Origin of the sequence: Flavobacterium alkalisoli (assembly GCF_008000935.1) — a bacterium.
GTDB lineage: Bacteria > Bacteroidota > Bacteroidia > Flavobacteriales > Flavobacteriaceae > Flavobacterium > Flavobacterium alkalisoli.
This window is the reverse complement of record NZ_CP042831.1, coordinates 1111541-1128259: the sequence shown is the minus strand read 5'-3', so window position 1 is coordinate 1128259 and position 16719 is coordinate 1111541. Positions and strand designations below refer to the sequence as shown.

General features: G+C 39.3%; 11 protein-coding genes. 4 read left to right on the top strand and 7 right to left on the bottom strand.

Annotated elements, in window-relative coordinates:
- The first annotated feature begins 295 nt into the window (after positions 1 to 295).
- Positions 296 to 3214: a triple tyrosine motif-containing protein gene (locus tag FUA48_RS04895; RefSeq protein WP_147582510.1), complete on the top strand. Its 2919-nt coding sequence runs from the start codon at positions 296 to 298 to the stop codon at positions 3212 to 3214.
- A 51-nt stretch (positions 3215 to 3265) separates the two neighbouring features.
- On the opposite strand, the gene FUA48_RS04890 is transcribed toward FUA48_RS04895, so the two are convergent.
- The 4 genes from FUA48_RS04890 to FUA48_RS04875 form a co-directional block, all read right to left on the bottom strand.
- The gene (locus FUA48_RS04890; protein WP_147582509.1) at positions 3266 to 4024 is read right to left on the bottom strand and encodes a succinate dehydrogenase/fumarate reductase iron-sulfur subunit; all 759 of its coding nucleotides are present in this window, start codon (positions 4022 to 4024) and stop codon (positions 3266 to 3268) included.
- A gap of 12 nt (positions 4025 to 4036) precedes the next feature.
- The gene (locus FUA48_RS04885) at positions 4037 to 6046 is read right to left on the bottom strand and encodes a fumarate reductase/succinate dehydrogenase flavoprotein subunit (protein ID WP_147582508.1); all 2010 of its coding nucleotides are present in this window, start codon (positions 6044 to 6046) and stop codon (positions 4037 to 4039) included.
- 15 nt (positions 6047 to 6061) lie between these two features.
- Positions 6062 to 6919, bottom strand: a complete 858-nt coding sequence (locus FUA48_RS04880; protein ID WP_147582507.1) for a succinate dehydrogenase cytochrome b subunit — start codon at positions 6917 to 6919, stop codon at positions 6062 to 6064.
- A 224-nt stretch (positions 6920 to 7143) separates the two neighbouring features.
- Positions 7144 to 8001 (bottom strand): ChaN family lipoprotein, encoded by an 858-nt coding sequence (locus FUA48_RS04875; RefSeq protein WP_147582506.1) that lies wholly within the window; start codon positions 7999 to 8001, stop codon positions 7144 to 7146.
- Between the two features lie 177 nt (positions 8002 to 8178).
- Here FUA48_RS04875 and FUA48_RS04870 point away from each other — a divergent pair, with 177 nt between their 5' ends.
- Complete coding sequence (locus tag FUA48_RS04870) at positions 8179 to 9534, top strand: hydroxymethylglutaryl-CoA synthase family protein (protein WP_147582505.1); 1356 nt, start codon at positions 8179 to 8181, stop codon at positions 9532 to 9534.
- 4 nt (positions 9535 to 9538) lie between these two features.
- Here the strand turns inward: FUA48_RS04870 and FUA48_RS04865 are convergent, their stop codons facing one another.
- Positions 9539 to 10051, bottom strand: coding sequence for a hypothetical protein (locus FUA48_RS04865; RefSeq protein ID WP_147582504.1), 513 nt, complete (start codon positions 10049 to 10051; stop codon positions 9539 to 9541).
- Between the two features lie 109 nt (positions 10052 to 10160).
- Here FUA48_RS04865 and FUA48_RS04860 point away from each other — a divergent pair, with 109 nt between their 5' ends.
- Both FUA48_RS04860 and FUA48_RS04855 read left to right on the top strand, forming a co-directional pair.
- Positions 10161 to 11453: an aminopeptidase P family protein gene (locus tag FUA48_RS04860; protein WP_147582503.1), complete on the top strand. Its 1293-nt coding sequence runs from the start codon at positions 10161 to 10163 to the stop codon at positions 11451 to 11453.
- Positions 11454 to 11621: 168 nt separating this feature from the next.
- The gene (locus FUA48_RS04855; RefSeq protein ID WP_147582502.1) at positions 11622 to 12407 is read left to right on the top strand and encodes an alpha/beta fold hydrolase; all 786 of its coding nucleotides are present in this window, start codon (positions 11622 to 11624) and stop codon (positions 12405 to 12407) included.
- Positions 12408 to 12424: 17 nt separating this feature from the next.
- Here the strand turns inward: FUA48_RS04855 and FUA48_RS04850 are convergent, their stop codons facing one another.
- On the bottom strand, positions 12425 to 15199 hold the full coding sequence (locus FUA48_RS04850; RefSeq protein ID WP_147582501.1) for a PD-(D/E)XK nuclease family protein: 2775 nt from the start codon (positions 15197 to 15199) through the stop codon (positions 12425 to 12427).
- Between the two features lie 64 nt (positions 15200 to 15263).
- On the bottom strand, positions 15264 to 16652 hold the full coding sequence (locus tag FUA48_RS04845) for an OmpA family protein (RefSeq protein WP_147582500.1): 1389 nt from the start codon (positions 16650 to 16652) through the stop codon (positions 15264 to 15266).
- Positions 16653 to 16719: the final 67 nt, after the last annotated feature.

Genomic DNA, 16719 nt, shown 5'->3' with positions numbered 1-16719 from the left:
ATAATTTTAGCAAAACCGAAATCGTTTTCGATTTAATTTTGATTGACGCCAAATTATAATTATGTAATGTATCCTATAAAAAATTGAATACACTTTATTTACACCATTTAGAAAAACAAACTACTTTTTTAGTTACTTTTTTTTTATAAAAAACTACAAACCAATTTTTTATGTAAAAATATTTCTTGGTAATTTCAAACTTTTTAATAGCTTTGTTTCGCCTCAAAAAGCTATTTTTACATCGTTTTCGTACGTTATTATTTAACAACACGATGACAAACCCTTAACACGACCCATGAAAAAAAACATTTTTTACATTTTAGCAACTATTTTTTTTCATTTATCGTTTTTTGCACAAACTCAGGATACTGCACTTCAGGCATTCTCGGGAAAGATAAAACAGTACGTTCGGAATGATTTTAATGCCGACCCTCAGTTTTGGGCAATGTGTGAAGACCGTGACGGAACTATTTTTTTTGGCAACAATGATGGTGTTATAATTTTTGACGGTGAACACTGGCAAAAAATAAACCTGCCCAATAATTCATCAGTCCGTAGTTTACTTACCACACCTAACAATACTATATATGCCGGAGGTTATAATGAAATAGGCACAATACAGAAGGACTCTAACGGTAGGTACTTTTACAGGTCGCTGATTGAAGACCTGCAACTTGAAGGCAAAAACATAGAGAACATCTGGCAGATACATTCACTGAACAACAAGATACTTTGCCGCGCTTTTGATGAACTTATTATAATTACAGGAAAAACGGCAACCCATATTCCTGCCTCAACCTCATTTATTTATTCCAATCTTGCAGGCAACAACTATTATATTCAGGATGCAAACCACGGGATTTTAAAACTGGACAGTAAAGGGCGCGAACTTGTTCAGGTATTTACTGCCGACGAATTTAATAATGAGGAAATTGCAGCCATATTACCCGCGGCCAATAATAAACTACTGGTATCGGTTAAATCAGGTAATATCTATGAAGCCAATCCTGAAACCGGTAAAATGCAGCTTTTAAATAATGTATTTACCAACCTTCCTAAAGATCAGGTTATATCTGCCATCCGTTATTCTTCAGATGCTATTTTCCTGGGCACTCTTAGCTCCAAAATACTGGTAATTAACAATAAGGGCGAAGTACTTAAAACACCTGCTGTTTTTCAAAACCTTCAGGATGCCGTTATACATCAGCTTTACAAAACCGCTTCAAACAATGTTTGGGCCATGCAAAACATAGGCCTTGCCTTTATAGACTTTAAATCACCCTATACTTACCTTTTCAATAAGGCCTCAGTTTACGATGCCCTGTTACATAACGGCGTATATTACCTGGCAACCAATCAGGGGATATATTACTCCAGCCAGAACTCTAACTCGATGGCGCCGGAATTTAAAAAAGTCCCTAACCTGCACGGGCAGGCATGGTCTTTACAGCTTTTGGAAGGCGACATTATTGTGGGGCATGATAACGGACTATTCAAAATACAGGACGGGCAGGCAATAAAAATAGGAAGTGTGAGTGGTTTTTGGAAAGTTACCCCAATAACAAATAAGAAAGGATTTTACCTAGCCTCACACTATAACGGGATTTACCTTCTTGAAAACAACTCAGGCAACTGGGTACTCCATAACAAGATTACAGGATTTGATGAATCTTCAAGAGATATAATTGCTTCCGACGAACCGGATACTTACTGGGTATGCCATGGTTATAAAGGGGTTTTTAGGATAAGAATCAATCCGTCTTACCAAAGGGTTAGCGCAGTAGATCACTTTACTAATAAAAACGGACTGGGTTCTTCGTTTAACGTAAATGTTACCCGTTGGCAAAACGAGATAGTATTCACCACTAATACCGGCATCTATAGGTTTGATGCCGCCCAAAACAAGTTTATTCCTCATGCACAGTTAAACTCCATACTGGACAGCACTAAAAACACAAGAAAACTTACCCAGTACGGAAACAAAACCTGGTTTGTACAGGATGATGAGGCAGGCTACTTTTTTACCGATGAAAAACATCCTACCCTTCACAAAGACCTTTTCCTCAATCTTAAAGGGAGTTTTAACAGGGGAATGGAATGTATTGTAAGCCTAAGCTCAAATTCTATCCTTTTTGGCACCACAACAGGACTGTATTTATATAACATAGAAAATAATAAGAACAGTAACGGAATAAACACGACTTTAACCCAAATTTCCTATTCCAAAGATCAGGAACTGAAGTTGCTTCCGCTAACCACTAATGAAAGCGAACCCATTACGCTTCCTAACCAAACTGACATATTACGTTTTGAGTTTGCCACTCCAAAAATGCCCCATGGCACCGAGGTACAATACAGCTATGTACTAGAAAATGTAGATAAAAACTGGTCTAACTGGCAAAATATCGCCTATAAGGAATATACCCACTTAAGGCCGGGCAATTATAAATTTAAGGTAAGAAGCCGCAATACTGCCGGACTATCGGGCACCGAAGCTGTTTATAACTTTACCATATTACCTAAATGGTATCAAACTACACTGGCTTACATTTTATATATAATTGCCGCCATAGTGCTTTTATTTGCAATTATACGCTATATAAGCAAGCGTATGGAGCGAGACCATCTAAAAAGCCAAAAAGAGGCACAGAGAGCAAAAAAACTACTGGAACTGGAACTTGAGCAGTTAAAACTGCAACGTGACAAAGAACAGATGAGCCGCGACAAAATGCACCTAGAAGAAGACGTACTCAATAAAAGTAAGGAACTGGCTAACTATACCATGCTGCTTGCCAGTAAAAAAGACATCTTTTCTGAGATTACAGACGACCTGAAGCAATTAAAGGAAAGCGTTAAGAACGACGACTCCCGCAAAAAGATACTGGAGATGTTCCAAAAGCTGAACCAACATAAAATTGGCGAGGAATATATGGAGGTGTTTGATGTTAACTTCGAGAAAGTACATCATAACTTTTTTGAAAAACTTAAAGAGATAAACCCTACCCTTACCAAAAGGGAATTAAGACTATGTGCTTTCGTTAAGATGGACCTTACCAATAAGGAAATCTCTCCCCTGCTTAACATTTCCCTACGCGGTGTAGAAAACGCCCGTTACAGGGTTCGTAAAAAGCTTAATGTAAACCATGAAGATAACTTTGTATCCTTCCTGGAAGGAGTTGCCAAAGAAGCAGAGGAACCACAGGAAAATGAATAATAAAAAAGCACCCTAATCGGGTGCTTTTTTTATATCGATAAGAACTGATTCTTATTTTACACTTGCAAACAGATACTCTCTGTTCATACGGGCAATGTTCTCAAGAGAGATTCCTTTAGGACACTCAACCTCACAAGCACCTGTATTGGTACAGTTACCAAATCCTTCCTCGTCCATTTGTCTCACCATGTTAAGTACACGCTCTGTAGCCTCAACTTTACCTTGTGGTAATAAAGCATACTGAGAAACTTTTGCACCAACAAAAAGCATAGCCGAACCATTTTTACAGCTGGCAACACAAGCTCCACAACCAATACATGCAGCAGCTTCAAAAGCTCTGTCTGCATCATGTTTAGGAACCGGAGTAGCGTTAGCATCAATAGTACGTCCTGAAGTATTTACAGAAACGAAACCACCAGCCTGCTGGATACGGTCAAAAGCACTTCTGTCAACAATAAGGTCTTTCACTACAGGGAAAGCCTTAGATCTCCATGGCTCAACATAAATAGTATCACCATCTTTAAACGATCTCATGTGCAGCTGACAAGTTGTTACTTTAGATGCAGGACCGTGTGCGCGTCCGTTAATATATAATGAACACATACCGCAAATACCTTCACGGCAGTCGTGGTCAAAAGCCACAGGCTCTTTTCTTTCGTTGATAAGCTGTTCGTTAAGCTGATCAAGCATTTCAAGAAAAGAACTGGCAGTAGAAACATTATCAAGTTTGTAAGTCTCTATTTGTCCTTTAGATTTAGCATCTTTCTGACGCCAGATTTTAAGGTTTATATTGATAGATTTTGAAGCCATTTCTGTTGAATTTTATTTGTAGTTCCTTGCGGCAATTTTAATATACTCATAGTTAAGAACTTCTTTATGAAGTGTCTCTGCATTAATATCGCTGCCACCATATTCCCAGGCACCTACGAAATTAAAGTTAACGTCGTCACGAAGTGTTTCACCTTCAGAATCCTGATATTCTTCTCTAAAGTGACCACCACAAGACTCTTTACGCTGTAGTGCATCCATAGCCATAAGCTGACCCAGTTCCATAAAGTCGGCAACACGAATAGCTTTTTCAAGCTCAGGGTTAAGCTCATTAGCAGATCCCGGAACGTAAACATCCTTATGGAATTCAGCTCTAAGCGCATCAATCTCAGCAATCGCTTCTTTTAGGCCCTGCTCGTTACGAGCCATACCTACCTTGTTCCACATAATGTTACCAAGGCGTTTGTGGAAGTGATCTACCGATTTAGTACCGTTATTATTAAGGAATCCGTCAATCTGAGCTTTAACAGCATTTTCAGCCTCAACGAATTCAGGAAGGTCTGTAGAAATCTTACCTGTACGGATATCGTTTGCAAGATAATCAGAAACAGTGTAAGGAATTACAAAATAACCATCAGCAAGACCCTGCATAAGTGCAGAAGCTCCTAAGCGGTTAGCTCCGTGATCTGAGAAGTTTGCCTCACCGGCAACAAAACATCCCGGAATTGAACTTTGTAGGTTATAATCAACCCAAACACCACCCATGGTATAGTGTACCGCTGGATAGATTTTCATTGGGGTTTCATACGGGTTCTCATCAGTAATCTGTTGGTACATCTGGAAAAGGTTACCATATTTCTCCTCTAACCATGCTTTACCAAGCTTAATTACTTCTTCATCTGAAGGGTGGTGATTACCTGAAGCATAAGCTGCCTGCTTACCTTTACTGATAATCTCTGAAGAGAAATCAAGGTAAACACCTTCGTTTGTATCGTTTGCCTCAATACCAAAACCGGCATCACAACGCTCTTTTGCAGCTCTCGATGCAACGTCGCGAGGTACAAGGTTACCAAACGCAGGATATCTTCTTTCAAGGAAGTAATCTCTGTCTTCTTCAGCAATCTGTGTCGGTTTTAATTTACCTGCACGGATAGCCTCAGCATCTTCTATCTTTTTAGGAACCCAAATACGTCCTGAGTTACGAAGTGACTCAGACATAAGCGTAAGCTTAGACTGGTTTGTTCCGTGAACCGGTATACATGTTGGGTGAATCTGTACATAACAAGGGTTAGCGAAGTAAGCTCCTTTTTTGTGGATCTTCCAGGCTGCAGTTACGTTACTTCCCATTGCATTTGTAGAAAGGAAGTATACGTTACCATAACCACCCGATGCGATAATTACCGCGTGAGCAGAATGTCTTTCAATTGCACCTGTAATAAGGTTACGTGCAATGATACCACGAGCTTTACCATCTACTTTTACGATGTCAAGCATCTCGTGGCGGTTGTACATTTCAACACGACCAAGACCAACCTGTCTTGAAAGCGCAGAGTAAGCACCTAATAAAAGCTGCTGACCTGTTTGCCCTGCAGCATAAAAAGTACGTTGTACCTGAGTACCACCAAATGAACGGTTATCAAGAAGTCCGCCGTAATCACGTGCAAACGGAACACCCTGAGCCACACACTGGTCTATAATATTTCCTGAAACTTCGGCAAGGCGGTGAACGTTTGCTTCACGAGCCCTGTAGTCTCCTCCTTTAATTGTATCGTAAAACAACCTGTAAACACTGTCACCGTCGTTTTGATAATTTTTAGCAGCATTAATACCACCCTGTGCAGCGATTGAGTGTGCACGGCGTGGAGAATCCTGAAAACAGAAAGCTTTTACGTTGTAGCCCATTTCACCAAGTGAAGCAGCAGCAGAAGCTCCCGCAAGACCTGTTCCTACAACAATTACATCAATTTTAGGTCGGTTGTTTGGAGCAACCAGCTTTAAATGGTCTTTGTATTTAGTCCATTTTTCTGATATATGCCCTTCTGGTATTTTAGAATCTAACTTCATAGTATTGATGTTGATTTATTTTAGAAAAAAGTGAATATAAACCGGAATTACGGCAAACAACAGTGGTACTATTATAGCAAACGCTTTTCCGAAATTTTTAATCAATAGGTTGTATTTTGGATTGTTTAATCCAAGAGACTGGAATGCACTACCAAAACCGTGGTAAAGGTGGAATGCTAAAACCAGCATAGAGAATACATAAAGTATAGTTGCGATTAATCCCCATTTAGCATCTTTAAAGAACTCTACAGTAATTTTATAAAGGTCTTTGTAAAGGTGAGCTATTTTAAGATTATTGTCTGTTCTGTAAACTTCAGTCCTGTTCTGGATAGAAATCATACCCTGCTCTACAGCAGCAACCGGTATGTAAGAACCTTCTACAGTTACAAACATTTCCTGAGTTTGCGGAGGCATACCTGGCATAACTTCAGACTCGATAGTTACGGTTTGTAAAGGCATTTTCTTATCAAAATGCATTACCGCCCAAAAGTTTGTCATGTGAGTAACAATGAAAACAAGGATTAGGGTACCTAAAACAGCCATGTTTCTTGAAGCCCAGATAGTGTTGCTTGAAGCACTGTTCTTAACATAGCCTACAGGCCTTGCCTTTTTGTTTTGCACTGTAAGCACTATTCCGTCTACAGCGTGGAAAAGAATAGAGAAGTAAGTCAGGTAAGACAGTAGTTTTACTGCCGGGTTCGTTGTCATAAATAACGCGTACTTGTTGAAGTTAAGTGCCGCATCTTTACCTGTAGAAAGCAATTGAAGGTTACCTAGTAAGTGCCCTATTAAGAACAAACATAAAAATAAACCTGTCAAAGCCATCCAGTATTTTTTTGCAAGCGACGACTTTAATAGTGCAGATTTTGCCATAGTATTTAAATAAAATAGTTTTTAAAAAAATCATACAAAAGTAAAGTTAAAACACAATAACTACAACCTTTGCGACCTAATTTATAATCAGTTTAAAGTAGACATGTTTTTCGTGGTTTTTTCACTTATTCTTTGTGAAATATCTTTTAAACCTTAAATAACTTTAAAAAATATAACAAAACTGTAAACTCATTATAAATTTTACGTTTTGTTAAAAATCAATATCAGTGGGTTTTGGTCATATCCTCGTCTACAACCAGTATAAAATCAGCTTTTTGAGTATTGTCTTTCTCCAGTTCTGTCACATCTTTTTGCGACACTGCCGAGATCGTTACAACTTTAAGTTCAGGCTTTGCTTTTTTAAGATACCAGTTTATCCCTTCAAAATTATCGCTGTGATATGTACCGTTAAAATGGACAAAAACATAATCCTTTTTAAGGTTTTGAGTAATAAAATAAGCCATTGTAGCATCTTTTATAGCCTGTGCTTTAGGCATGTTCTCTCCCGAAGCTCCACCATGGCCCGCCATCATCTCAACCATTTTCTTATAACCCGGCAAAGAGGCATCATAAGCTATTGGCAGCGGTGCAACCCAGCCTTTTTCCTCATCGCTTAGTTCCTCCAGAGATTCAAGACCTTTTTTGTATACCTGACTGGCATATCTTCTAGGTACATTAGTTGCAACAAACGGAATATTGCTAGCCTTTGCATAATCAACAATCGGTTTATAATCGGTTTTATAATTACTCCAAAGCCTTGCCACAGTATCAAATGCTTTCTGGTCAATTTCACCTGCAAGGTATTGGTCAAGCTGTTTCTGATTATCAGCCTCAAACATTTCTGCACCAAGAACCAGGTATTTTTCTGTAGAGAGGTCTTTGGTAAACTCAAGCTGCAACCAGTGAATAAGTGAATTATCGTGATATTCGCCAAAAAGCACCACATCAGCACCTTCCGCTTCCTTCAACAGCTTTTTATAAGTGGTTTTTTTTCCTTCTTTTGTATATAACTGATACGGCTGTTTATCCTGAGCCTTAACCCCTAAAGACAAAAGCAATAGCAGAGTAAGTATTTTTTTCATACAACACAGTTTTTTAGAACGGCACTAAATTAAGATATAATGAGCGGTTTTTTGATTATTACTTTGTAAAATTTAAGGTCATTTTATTCATAAATCCGCAAAAATCACCCCTTCATGCATTTTTATCAACGTTTTATGCGTTAGCTGTTCTAATTTTACTGTCCAAATCTATTATTAATGACTACCGGAATTGATGCTATCGCTTTTGATATAGCAAAACTGCACCTGCCCATAAAAACGCTTGCAAATGCAAGAAATATTGACCCTGAAAAGCTTGAAAAAGGATTGGGATTATTAAAGATGACATTACCCGATGTACATCAGGATACTGTTGTCTTTGCTGCTAATGCACTTACAAAACTGATAAGCAAGAACAATATAAATCCACAGGAAATTTCGAGGGTATATGTAGGTACCGAAAGCGGCATTGACAGCTCTAAACCTATAGGGTCTTTTGTGGTTTCACTTATGGAACAGTTATATGGAGAAGGCAGCTTTTCCAACTGCGATACGGTAGATTTTACTTTTGCCTGCATAGGCGGTGTGGATGCCCTTCAAAACTGTCTTGATTATATAAGGCTTAATCCGGAAAAGAAAGCAGTGGTTATTACCAGCGATATTGCGAAATATGATTTGGAGTCGACAGGTGAATATACACAGGGTGCGGGTGCATTAGCTATGCTAATTACCGCCAACCCAAAAATAATAGCTTTTAACCATAACTGGGCAGTAAGCACCAAAGGTGTTTTCGACTTCTTTAAGCCCTATCGCACAATTGAAAAAGAAGCCATAACAGGCACCAATAGCAATACCGAATGGTTTGGCAATCTGGAAGCGGAAATTGAAATACACAAAGACCAACCCGTGTTTGACGGTCAATACTCTAACACCTGTTATACCGACCGTACCCGTGAGGCATATTTCAGGTTTAAGGAAGCAAACAACATAAAGGGATCGTTATACGAAAAATGGGAAAGTATAATTATGCACCTTCCCTACGCTTATCAGGGCCGCAGGATGTTTAGTGAAATATTTGCTGTTGATGCGACGGAGCCTTTAGCACAACAAAATGATGCCGACTATGCAACAAAACTGAAAGAGATAAGTAAAAGTGAGGCATATAAGGAATTTGTAAACCAAAAATTACAGCCCGCAGAACCTGCTTCTTCACTTATAGGCAACCTTTATACGGGATCGGTATTTATGGGGCTGTTATCAGCTTTGATTCAGTTTACAGAAAAAGACATAGATGTGACCGGAAAAACCTTTGGTTTCCTGGCATACGGCAGCGGATCGAAATCTAAAGTCTTTGAAGGAACCATACAAAGCGGATGGAAAGAAGCTGTCACTACTGTAAAACTATTTGAAACGCTTTCCAATAGTAAGGAAATAGCGTTTGAGGATTATGTGTCACTACACAAAAAAGAACAGAAAACAAGTTTACTGCAACCTCACAACGAATGGGTATTGGATTATATAGAAAAAGAGAATCCTAACCTGGTGGGAGCAAGATATTATAAGTGGATGGAGTAAATATTTACCTACCTACCCATTTCTCAAGCTTTAGCTTTTTAAAATATTGTTTGGTATCGGTAAAATCTACAAAGTATTCCGGTATGGCGTTGCTTTTACGGTTATAGTTACCATCGGCATATACACCATATCCAAAACCGCATTCATACTGCTCATCTATAATTTCAATAACCAGCTTATTATCGGCAAAATTCATACTCCATTTGCAGCCCTCATCGGCATAATCCGATTTGAATTCAAAAATCCCTTTACCGTCTGTCAGGGTTACCCTGCCGCATAAATCGCCCATATTATAAGAAGGCTCGCCCGCCTGAAGCTGTATGTAAAACAAAATGGTTGAATCACTTTCCGGATACACTATAACTTCTCCTTCACCATAGCCCTCGCCATTATCATAACTGTATTTTCCGGCATATTGTGCCGTTTTAAGGTTTTCCATTTCCTTTTTACTCATTTGGGCAAAAGCCGAAACCGAAACAAAAAAGAATGTGGCCAAAAGCAAATATGTTTTTCTCATAATGAAGCCATTATTTTTAGTAAATATAAAAAACTACCTCTTTGCTTTAACATTATTTCGTTTTAATCTTAGTATTTTTGAAATTCAAAATTTAAAAACCCAGTATATCATGAAATACCATCAGATAGACCGCAACCTGTTTATTAAGAACCGTAAAAAGTTTACGGCCGAAATGAAACCTAAAAGCGTGGCGGTATTCAATTCTAACGATATTTACCCTATTAGTGCCGATAGCACCATACCTTTTCAACAACACCGCGATATATTTTACCTGAGTGGCGTTGATCAGGAAGAAAGCATACTTTTACTTTGTCCGGATGCTCCGTATGAGCACCTGCGCGAAATACTTTTCCTTCGTGAAACCAACGAACATATTGCCGTTTGGGAAGGTGAAAAACTAACAAAAGAGCGTGCTTTTGAGGTATCGGGAATTAAAAGTGTATACTGGCTACAGGACTTTGAAAAAGTGCTTTTTGAAGTTATGACGTACTGCGACACCATGTACATAAATACTAACGAGCACTACCGTTCTTCTGTACAGACAGAGACTCGCGAAGCCCGTTTTATTAAATGGTGGAAAGAGAAATATCCTGCACATCAGGTAGCAAAAAGCAACCCTATATTACAACGCCTGCGCTCTATTAAAGAGAGTGAGGAACTTGACCTTTTACAAAAAGCGTGTGATATTACCGAAAAAGGTTTCCGTCGCGTGCTTTCTTTCACCAAACCGGGTATTATGGAGTATGAAATTGAGGCCGAGTTTATCCACGAATTTATCCGTAACCGTTCTAAAGGTTTTGCTTACGGACCAATTATCGCTTCGGGTGCTAATGCCAATGTACTTCACTATGTGGAAAACAACCAACAATGCCGCGAGGGCGAACTTATACTTTTTGACGTAGGTGCCGAGTATGCCAACTATTCAAGCGATATGTCGCGTACCATACCTGTATCAGGACGTTTTACACAAAGACAAAAAGACGTTTACAATGCCGTATTACGCGTTAAGAATGAAGCTACTAAAATGCTGGTTCCGGGTACGCTTTGGAAACAATATCATGTAGAAGTGGGCAAGATTATGACTTCGGAGCTTTTAGGGCTTGGCCTTATAGACAAAGCTGATGTACAGAATGAAAACCCTGACTGGCCTGCCTACAAAAAGTACTTTATGCATGGTACGTCTCACCATTTAGGTCTAGATACTCACGATTACGGATTATTAGTTGAACCAATGAAACCTAACATGGTATTTACCGTAGAGCCGGGCATTTATATCCCTGCAGAAGGCTTTGGTATCCGCCTGGAGGATGATGTAGTAATCCAGGAAAGCGGCGAGCCGTTTAACCTGATGCGCAACATCCCTATCGAGGCTGATGAGATTGAAAGCCTGATGAATGTATAAATAAGTTTTCAGTCACAGTACCCAGTTCCCCTCTTGAGAGGGGTTAGGGGTGTGTAAAATATAAAACGGCTCATACTTATGAGCCGTTATTTTTTTACTAAAACTTTCTCTGCATTAGTATTCTAATACGGTAAAAGCTAATTTTGCAATTCATTTTATATCTGAAACTTGAAGCATTTACACTACAAAAACGCCGCTGTTAGCTATACCGATACCGGAAACGGAAAAGTAATCGTACTGCTGCATGGCTTTTTAGAAAACAGCACGATGTGGGTACCCTATGTTGCTGAATTTTCAAAATACTACCGTGTTATAACCATAGACCTTTTAGGCCACGGCCAAACCGATTGCATAGGCTACATCCATACCATGGAAGATATGGCCGATGTTGTGTATGCCGTACTGGAAGAACTAAATATTACAGAAGCTGTTTTTGTGGGCCATTCTATGGGGGGTTATGTTTCACTTGCCATAGCAGAACTGTATCCTGATATGGTTAAAGGTATTGTGCTTCAAAACTCCACATCACGCCCCGATAGCGAGGAACGCAAACTAAATCGGGACAGGGCCATTAAAGCGGTAAAGCAAAGCTATACCAATTTTGTACGCCTGGCTATTGCTAATCTTTTTAGCGAGGAGAATCGTGAGCGCTTAACTGATGAAATCGAGGCTGTACGCAACGAGGCTTTAAAAACACCTTTACAGGGCATTGTAGCCGCACTGGAAGGTATGAAGGTAAGAAAGGACAGGGAAATGCTTTTACACACAGCAAACTATCCTATACTACTTGTTTTAGGCAAAAAAGATCCTGTTATGAATTATCAGGACAGCCTTAGCCAGCTTGACGGGACCAACATAAAACTTATTACCTACCCCGACGGGCACATGGCACATATAGAAGATAGGGAAGATTTACAAAGAGACCTTTTAGAGTTTTTCAGAACAATCTATTGACAAAACATAAATAAATACTAATCCATTTTTTCCTCAAACGGGATATCTGGATTTAAAATTTCATTAATAAGGCTTACAAGCTGTGTTTTAAACTCTTCAAGGGTATCGCTATCAATAACATTAGAGGCAGGTGCGCTTCGGTCAAAACCATCCTTAAAGCTAAAATTCATAAAGCCTGTTTTCATATTCTTGAACGATATAATACCTGCCTCGGTTTCCATACCGTTTGCGTTAGGTTCATACATAAAAGCATAGGTAAGCAGCTGTATTATCTTTTCGTTTTTTATATCTAACGGGAGTCCGTCCCATGCTTTCAGCACAAGATTACCTTTCTCTACCTTTCCGGTCTTGTAGTCAACTATTCTAATCTTTCCGTTGCGTTGCTCAATGCGGTCTATATTACCCGATATCTTTACAGAAAAAGGCAGCCTGCTGTCTTCCAGTGTACGTTCAAAAGTCTGTTCCAATGCCAGTACTTTTACCGCATCGCCTTCTTCTATAAGCCTTCGTTCCTGTTTTAATAAATTATGCACGTTACGTTTGGCTACCTCAAAGGCTAACAGGTTACGCCCTTTTTTAATCTCGCCTTCTTTATATACCAAAACAAATTGACGCATAACCTCATCATCGGCTAAGGCTTTCATGCCGTCTATATCCTGAACGGTAAGGAATTTATTAACGAACGGTTTGTAAAGCTCTTCCAGAGCTCCGTGTATAATGGTTCCCAATGTATTAAGCGCAATACTCTCTTCTACCTCGTCCACTTCACGGATTCGCAACACCCTTTGATAATAAAACTGTATAGGGTTACGGATATATCCCGTTAATGCCGATGGCGAAAAGCCCTTACCAGTAGCTATCTCCTTAAGCCTTTCCATAACCTTTTCAGACTTCTGTATCACCATTGGCTCATAGGCCTTATCAGGCAAATAAGCATTATAAATGGTACTTTGCAGGTTATGTTGTGGTTTTCTTTCTATTTCAAGCTGGGTAAGGAAACGGCTTCGCTCTCCGGCATCAAGCCCCTCACTTTCGGTATTGTAAAGCAGGTATACGTTTTTTGCCCGCATAAGCAGGTGGTAAAAGTGGTAGCTGTAAATAGCATCCTTTTCTTTGTATGTTGGCAGCCCCAGTTCCCTTTTCACATCATAGGGAATGAATGAGTTTTGTGTTTTTCCTGACGGAAACTTCCCTTCATTCATAGACGTGATGATTACGTTCTCAAAATCAAGCACCCGGCTTTCCAGCACCCCCATTATCTGAAGTCCGGTAAGCGGCTCTCCTTCGAAGGATACCTCCGCCAGTTCGGCGACCTGCTTGTAAATAGTATAAAGCACAGCCAGGCTGTTCATTTCATGATGCGCCTCGGCATAATTGATAAGCTTATTGATTACTTTGAACACCGAATATAAAAATGCCTTAGCTATCTTTTCTTCATCATCATCATTACCCATATATGATTTAAGCGTAAGCAGTATTTCCGAAAGGCGGTTAAGCACTGCCTTCACATCATTATCCCATCTTTCAAAAAGCAGATTGAAGAAAGGGGTGGCCTCTCCCTGAATTTCAAACAGCTTGTTTAAGGAAAAGAATGTGATATTATTTTTATTGATGGTCTCAACCAGTTTTGCAGCCCCCGAATGCGGCTCTACCAATGGATGCGTTAGAATATCCAGTACTTCACGATAGTAAAGCGTATAGCTTTTCTCGCTACGGTTTATGGCATTGGTATGCAGTTTAAACAGCTTTTGTATAAGCAACTGCGCAGGATTGTTCTTACTACTATAACCCATAGTAATATTAAGACTACCTACACTTGCAGGAAGGCTATATAGCATTGGGATAAGCATATTTTCCTCTCCCAATACCAAAGCAGTTTTGTCCAGGCTATGCCCTTCAGACTGGAGTTTTTCAACAATCTGCCCGGCTATTTTGGCCTGCCCTACAGTTTTGGGCGTACCAATAACCTTAATATTTTTCTCTTTGCTAAAATCGTTAGCAATCCATTCAAACGGTTGTGTATGGTATTCCCTCCAAGACTGCTTAAAGCGCCTTACAAAAAGCCCAGCATCATGGTAAGGATCATTTAAGAAGGTCTCGTCTATATCCCAGTAGATTTCTGCCTGCCCTGCGGAAAGCAAATGCCTGATAATTTTTTCTTCAGCAGCATTTAGGGCGTTAAACCCTGCAAAAATCAGTTTATGCTTTTTAAATGCATTAGAAAAGTGATTGATGTTACCTACCGCCTCACGATAAATAAGCCCCTGGTAGCCCGTTTCTTTTTGCAACAGATGATTGTATAACGAATCATAATATAAAGGCAGGAGATTCCAAAATTCAAGGTAATTCTCAATCATTGTGGTCCTGTTTTGTAAATCCAGTGACCAGTGTTTAATATCTTCTATATCCTTTAGGTAAGAAAGTACATGTTTTGGATTAAGCAGGTAACGGTCTATTTCATTAAAATCCTGAAGAAGTGTTTTTGCCCAATTGGCAAAATTTTCAAAAGGCTGTTGTTTCTCCTTTTCGGTTATCCTTAGATAAACAGCATAAAATTCAAACAACAGTTCGATAGGATCTATCGATCTTATACCCGATACATTCTGCACAAAATCTTCTATACTGATAATTTCGGGAGCAAAAACAGTTTTGTCCAGTTGTCTTTTTAAGGCTTCCAGTAAAAAAACCTTTGCCCTTTTATTAGGAAGAACAATAACAATATCCTGAAGCTTATCAGGATAGCTATGTACAATCTTTTCGCTTAGCTTATCAAGAAAGGTGTTTTGTGCCATGCTATAAAAATAAAAAAACGCCCCGGAAAAACCGGGGCGTTCTTATTTATTTTGGAAAAGTAAATTATTCCTTGATTAACTTAACTTCTACCCTTCTGTTTTGAGCTTTACCTGCAGCAGTTTTGTTAGAAGCAATTGGTTGAGTTTCACCAAAACCAACAGATCTTAATCTTCCTGCATCGATACCATGCTCAATAAGGTACGTTTTAACAGCAGCAGCTCTGTTTTCAGATAGCGTCTGGTTAAGCGCGTTGCTACCATCACTGTCAGTGTGACCTTCAATGCTGAATTTAGCGTGAGGGTACTCTTTAAGGATATTTTTCATGTTTTCAAGAACCGGCATAGTCTCATCTTTAAATGTTGACTTACCACTGTTGAACAGGATAGTTCTTGCATAGTCATTAAGTTGTTTCATTACCTCTTCAGTAACTTCAGGACAACCACGGTTAGCAGCAGTACCTTTTACATCCGGACACATATCGTCTTTATCAAGAACACCGTCTCCGTCTGAATCCGGCCAAGGACAACCTCCGTTTTCTTTAGGACCAGCCTGAGTAGGACATTTATCATCTTTATCAGCTATACCATCACCGTCTCCGTCAGGACAACCGTTAAGCTCTTTAGGACCTGCAACATCCGGACAAGCATCATTTCTGTCAGCTATACCATCTCCGTCTGAATCAGGACATCCCTGGAACTCAGCAGTACCTGCCTCATTTGGACATTGGTCATCTTTATCAGGAATACCATCTCCGTCTGAATCAGGACATCCCTGAAATTGTTTAAGCCCTGGTTCGTTAGGACACATATCATCCTTGTCATAAATACCGTCTTTATCAGTATCTTTTCCTCCAAACTTGAACGTTAAGCCTGCCATGTGTTGGAAGTGAGATGGAACCTCAACTCTGTCAGCAAAAGATTTTTTGTAACCTGACTGAAGTGAAAATGCTACATTTTCTGTTATCCAGAAATTAAACTGAGCACCGAAGTTGAAAGTACCTGTATTTTCATCTCCCCACCATAAATAGCCTCCACCTACATAAAGTGCAGGATCAAACCATTTAGAGTTAAGCGGCTTCATGAAACTGTATTTAACTGCAGCATCAAGGCCAAAATAGCTTAAATCACCTGGATTAGTTACAATACGATTTCCGTTTGCATCCTTCTCTACAAGTTTATCAATTCTGTTTACCGAACCGGTTAAACCAACTGAAAGATTTGACCCAACATAGCGGGATACATTAAGATAAGATACAGATGGAAGAATATTCCAATGATCCTTAGCATCAAAGAACTGACTGAACCTGTCTCCAAAATCGTCAGCAGTACTTGTTCTTGTATCAACTGCGTTAACGCCAAAGGAAACAGCCCATGGGTTGTTCTCGTCCTGCGCTTGTGCATTCAAGCCCACAGCCATACATGCAGCAACGATTAGTTTGTTAAGATGTTTCATACTTTTTTTATTTAATTACAAATAGGTTATAGTAAACAAATTTAGCTCGTTAAGTAATACTAACAAA

Excerpts from the sequence above, each read along its gene's own strand:
- FUA48_RS04895 (WP_147582510.1), top strand. The coding sequence starts at position 296 with ATGAAAAAAAACATTTTTTACATTTTAGCAACTATTTTTTTTCATTTA.
- FUA48_RS04890 (WP_147582509.1), bottom strand. The coding sequence starts at position 4,024 with ATGGCTTCAAAATCTATCAATATAAACCTTAAAATCTGGCGTCAGAAA.
- FUA48_RS04885 (WP_147582508.1), bottom strand. The coding sequence starts at position 6,046 with ATGAAGTTAGATTCTAAAATACCAGAAGGGCATATATCAGAAAAATGG.
- FUA48_RS04880 (WP_147582507.1), bottom strand. The coding sequence starts at position 6,919 with ATGGCAAAATCTGCACTATTAAAGTCGTCGCTTGCAAAAAAATACTGG.
- FUA48_RS04875 (WP_147582506.1), bottom strand. The coding sequence starts at position 8,001 with ATGAAAAAAATACTTACTCTGCTATTGCTTTTGTCTTTAGGGGTTAAG.
- FUA48_RS04870 (WP_147582505.1), top strand. The coding sequence starts at position 8,179 with ATGACTACCGGAATTGATGCTATCGCTTTTGATATAGCAAAACTGCAC.
- FUA48_RS04865 (WP_147582504.1), bottom strand. The coding sequence starts at position 10,051 with ATGAGAAAAACATATTTGCTTTTGGCCACATTCTTTTTTGTTTCGGTT.
- FUA48_RS04860 (WP_147582503.1), top strand. The coding sequence starts at position 10,161 with ATGAAATACCATCAGATAGACCGCAACCTGTTTATTAAGAACCGTAAA.
- FUA48_RS04850 (WP_147582501.1), bottom strand. The coding sequence starts at position 15,199 with ATGGCACAAAACACCTTTCTTGATAAGCTAAGCGAAAAGATTGTACAT.
- FUA48_RS04845 (WP_147582500.1), bottom strand. The coding sequence starts at position 16,652 with ATGAAACATCTTAACAAACTAATCGTTGCTGCATGTATGGCTGTGGGC.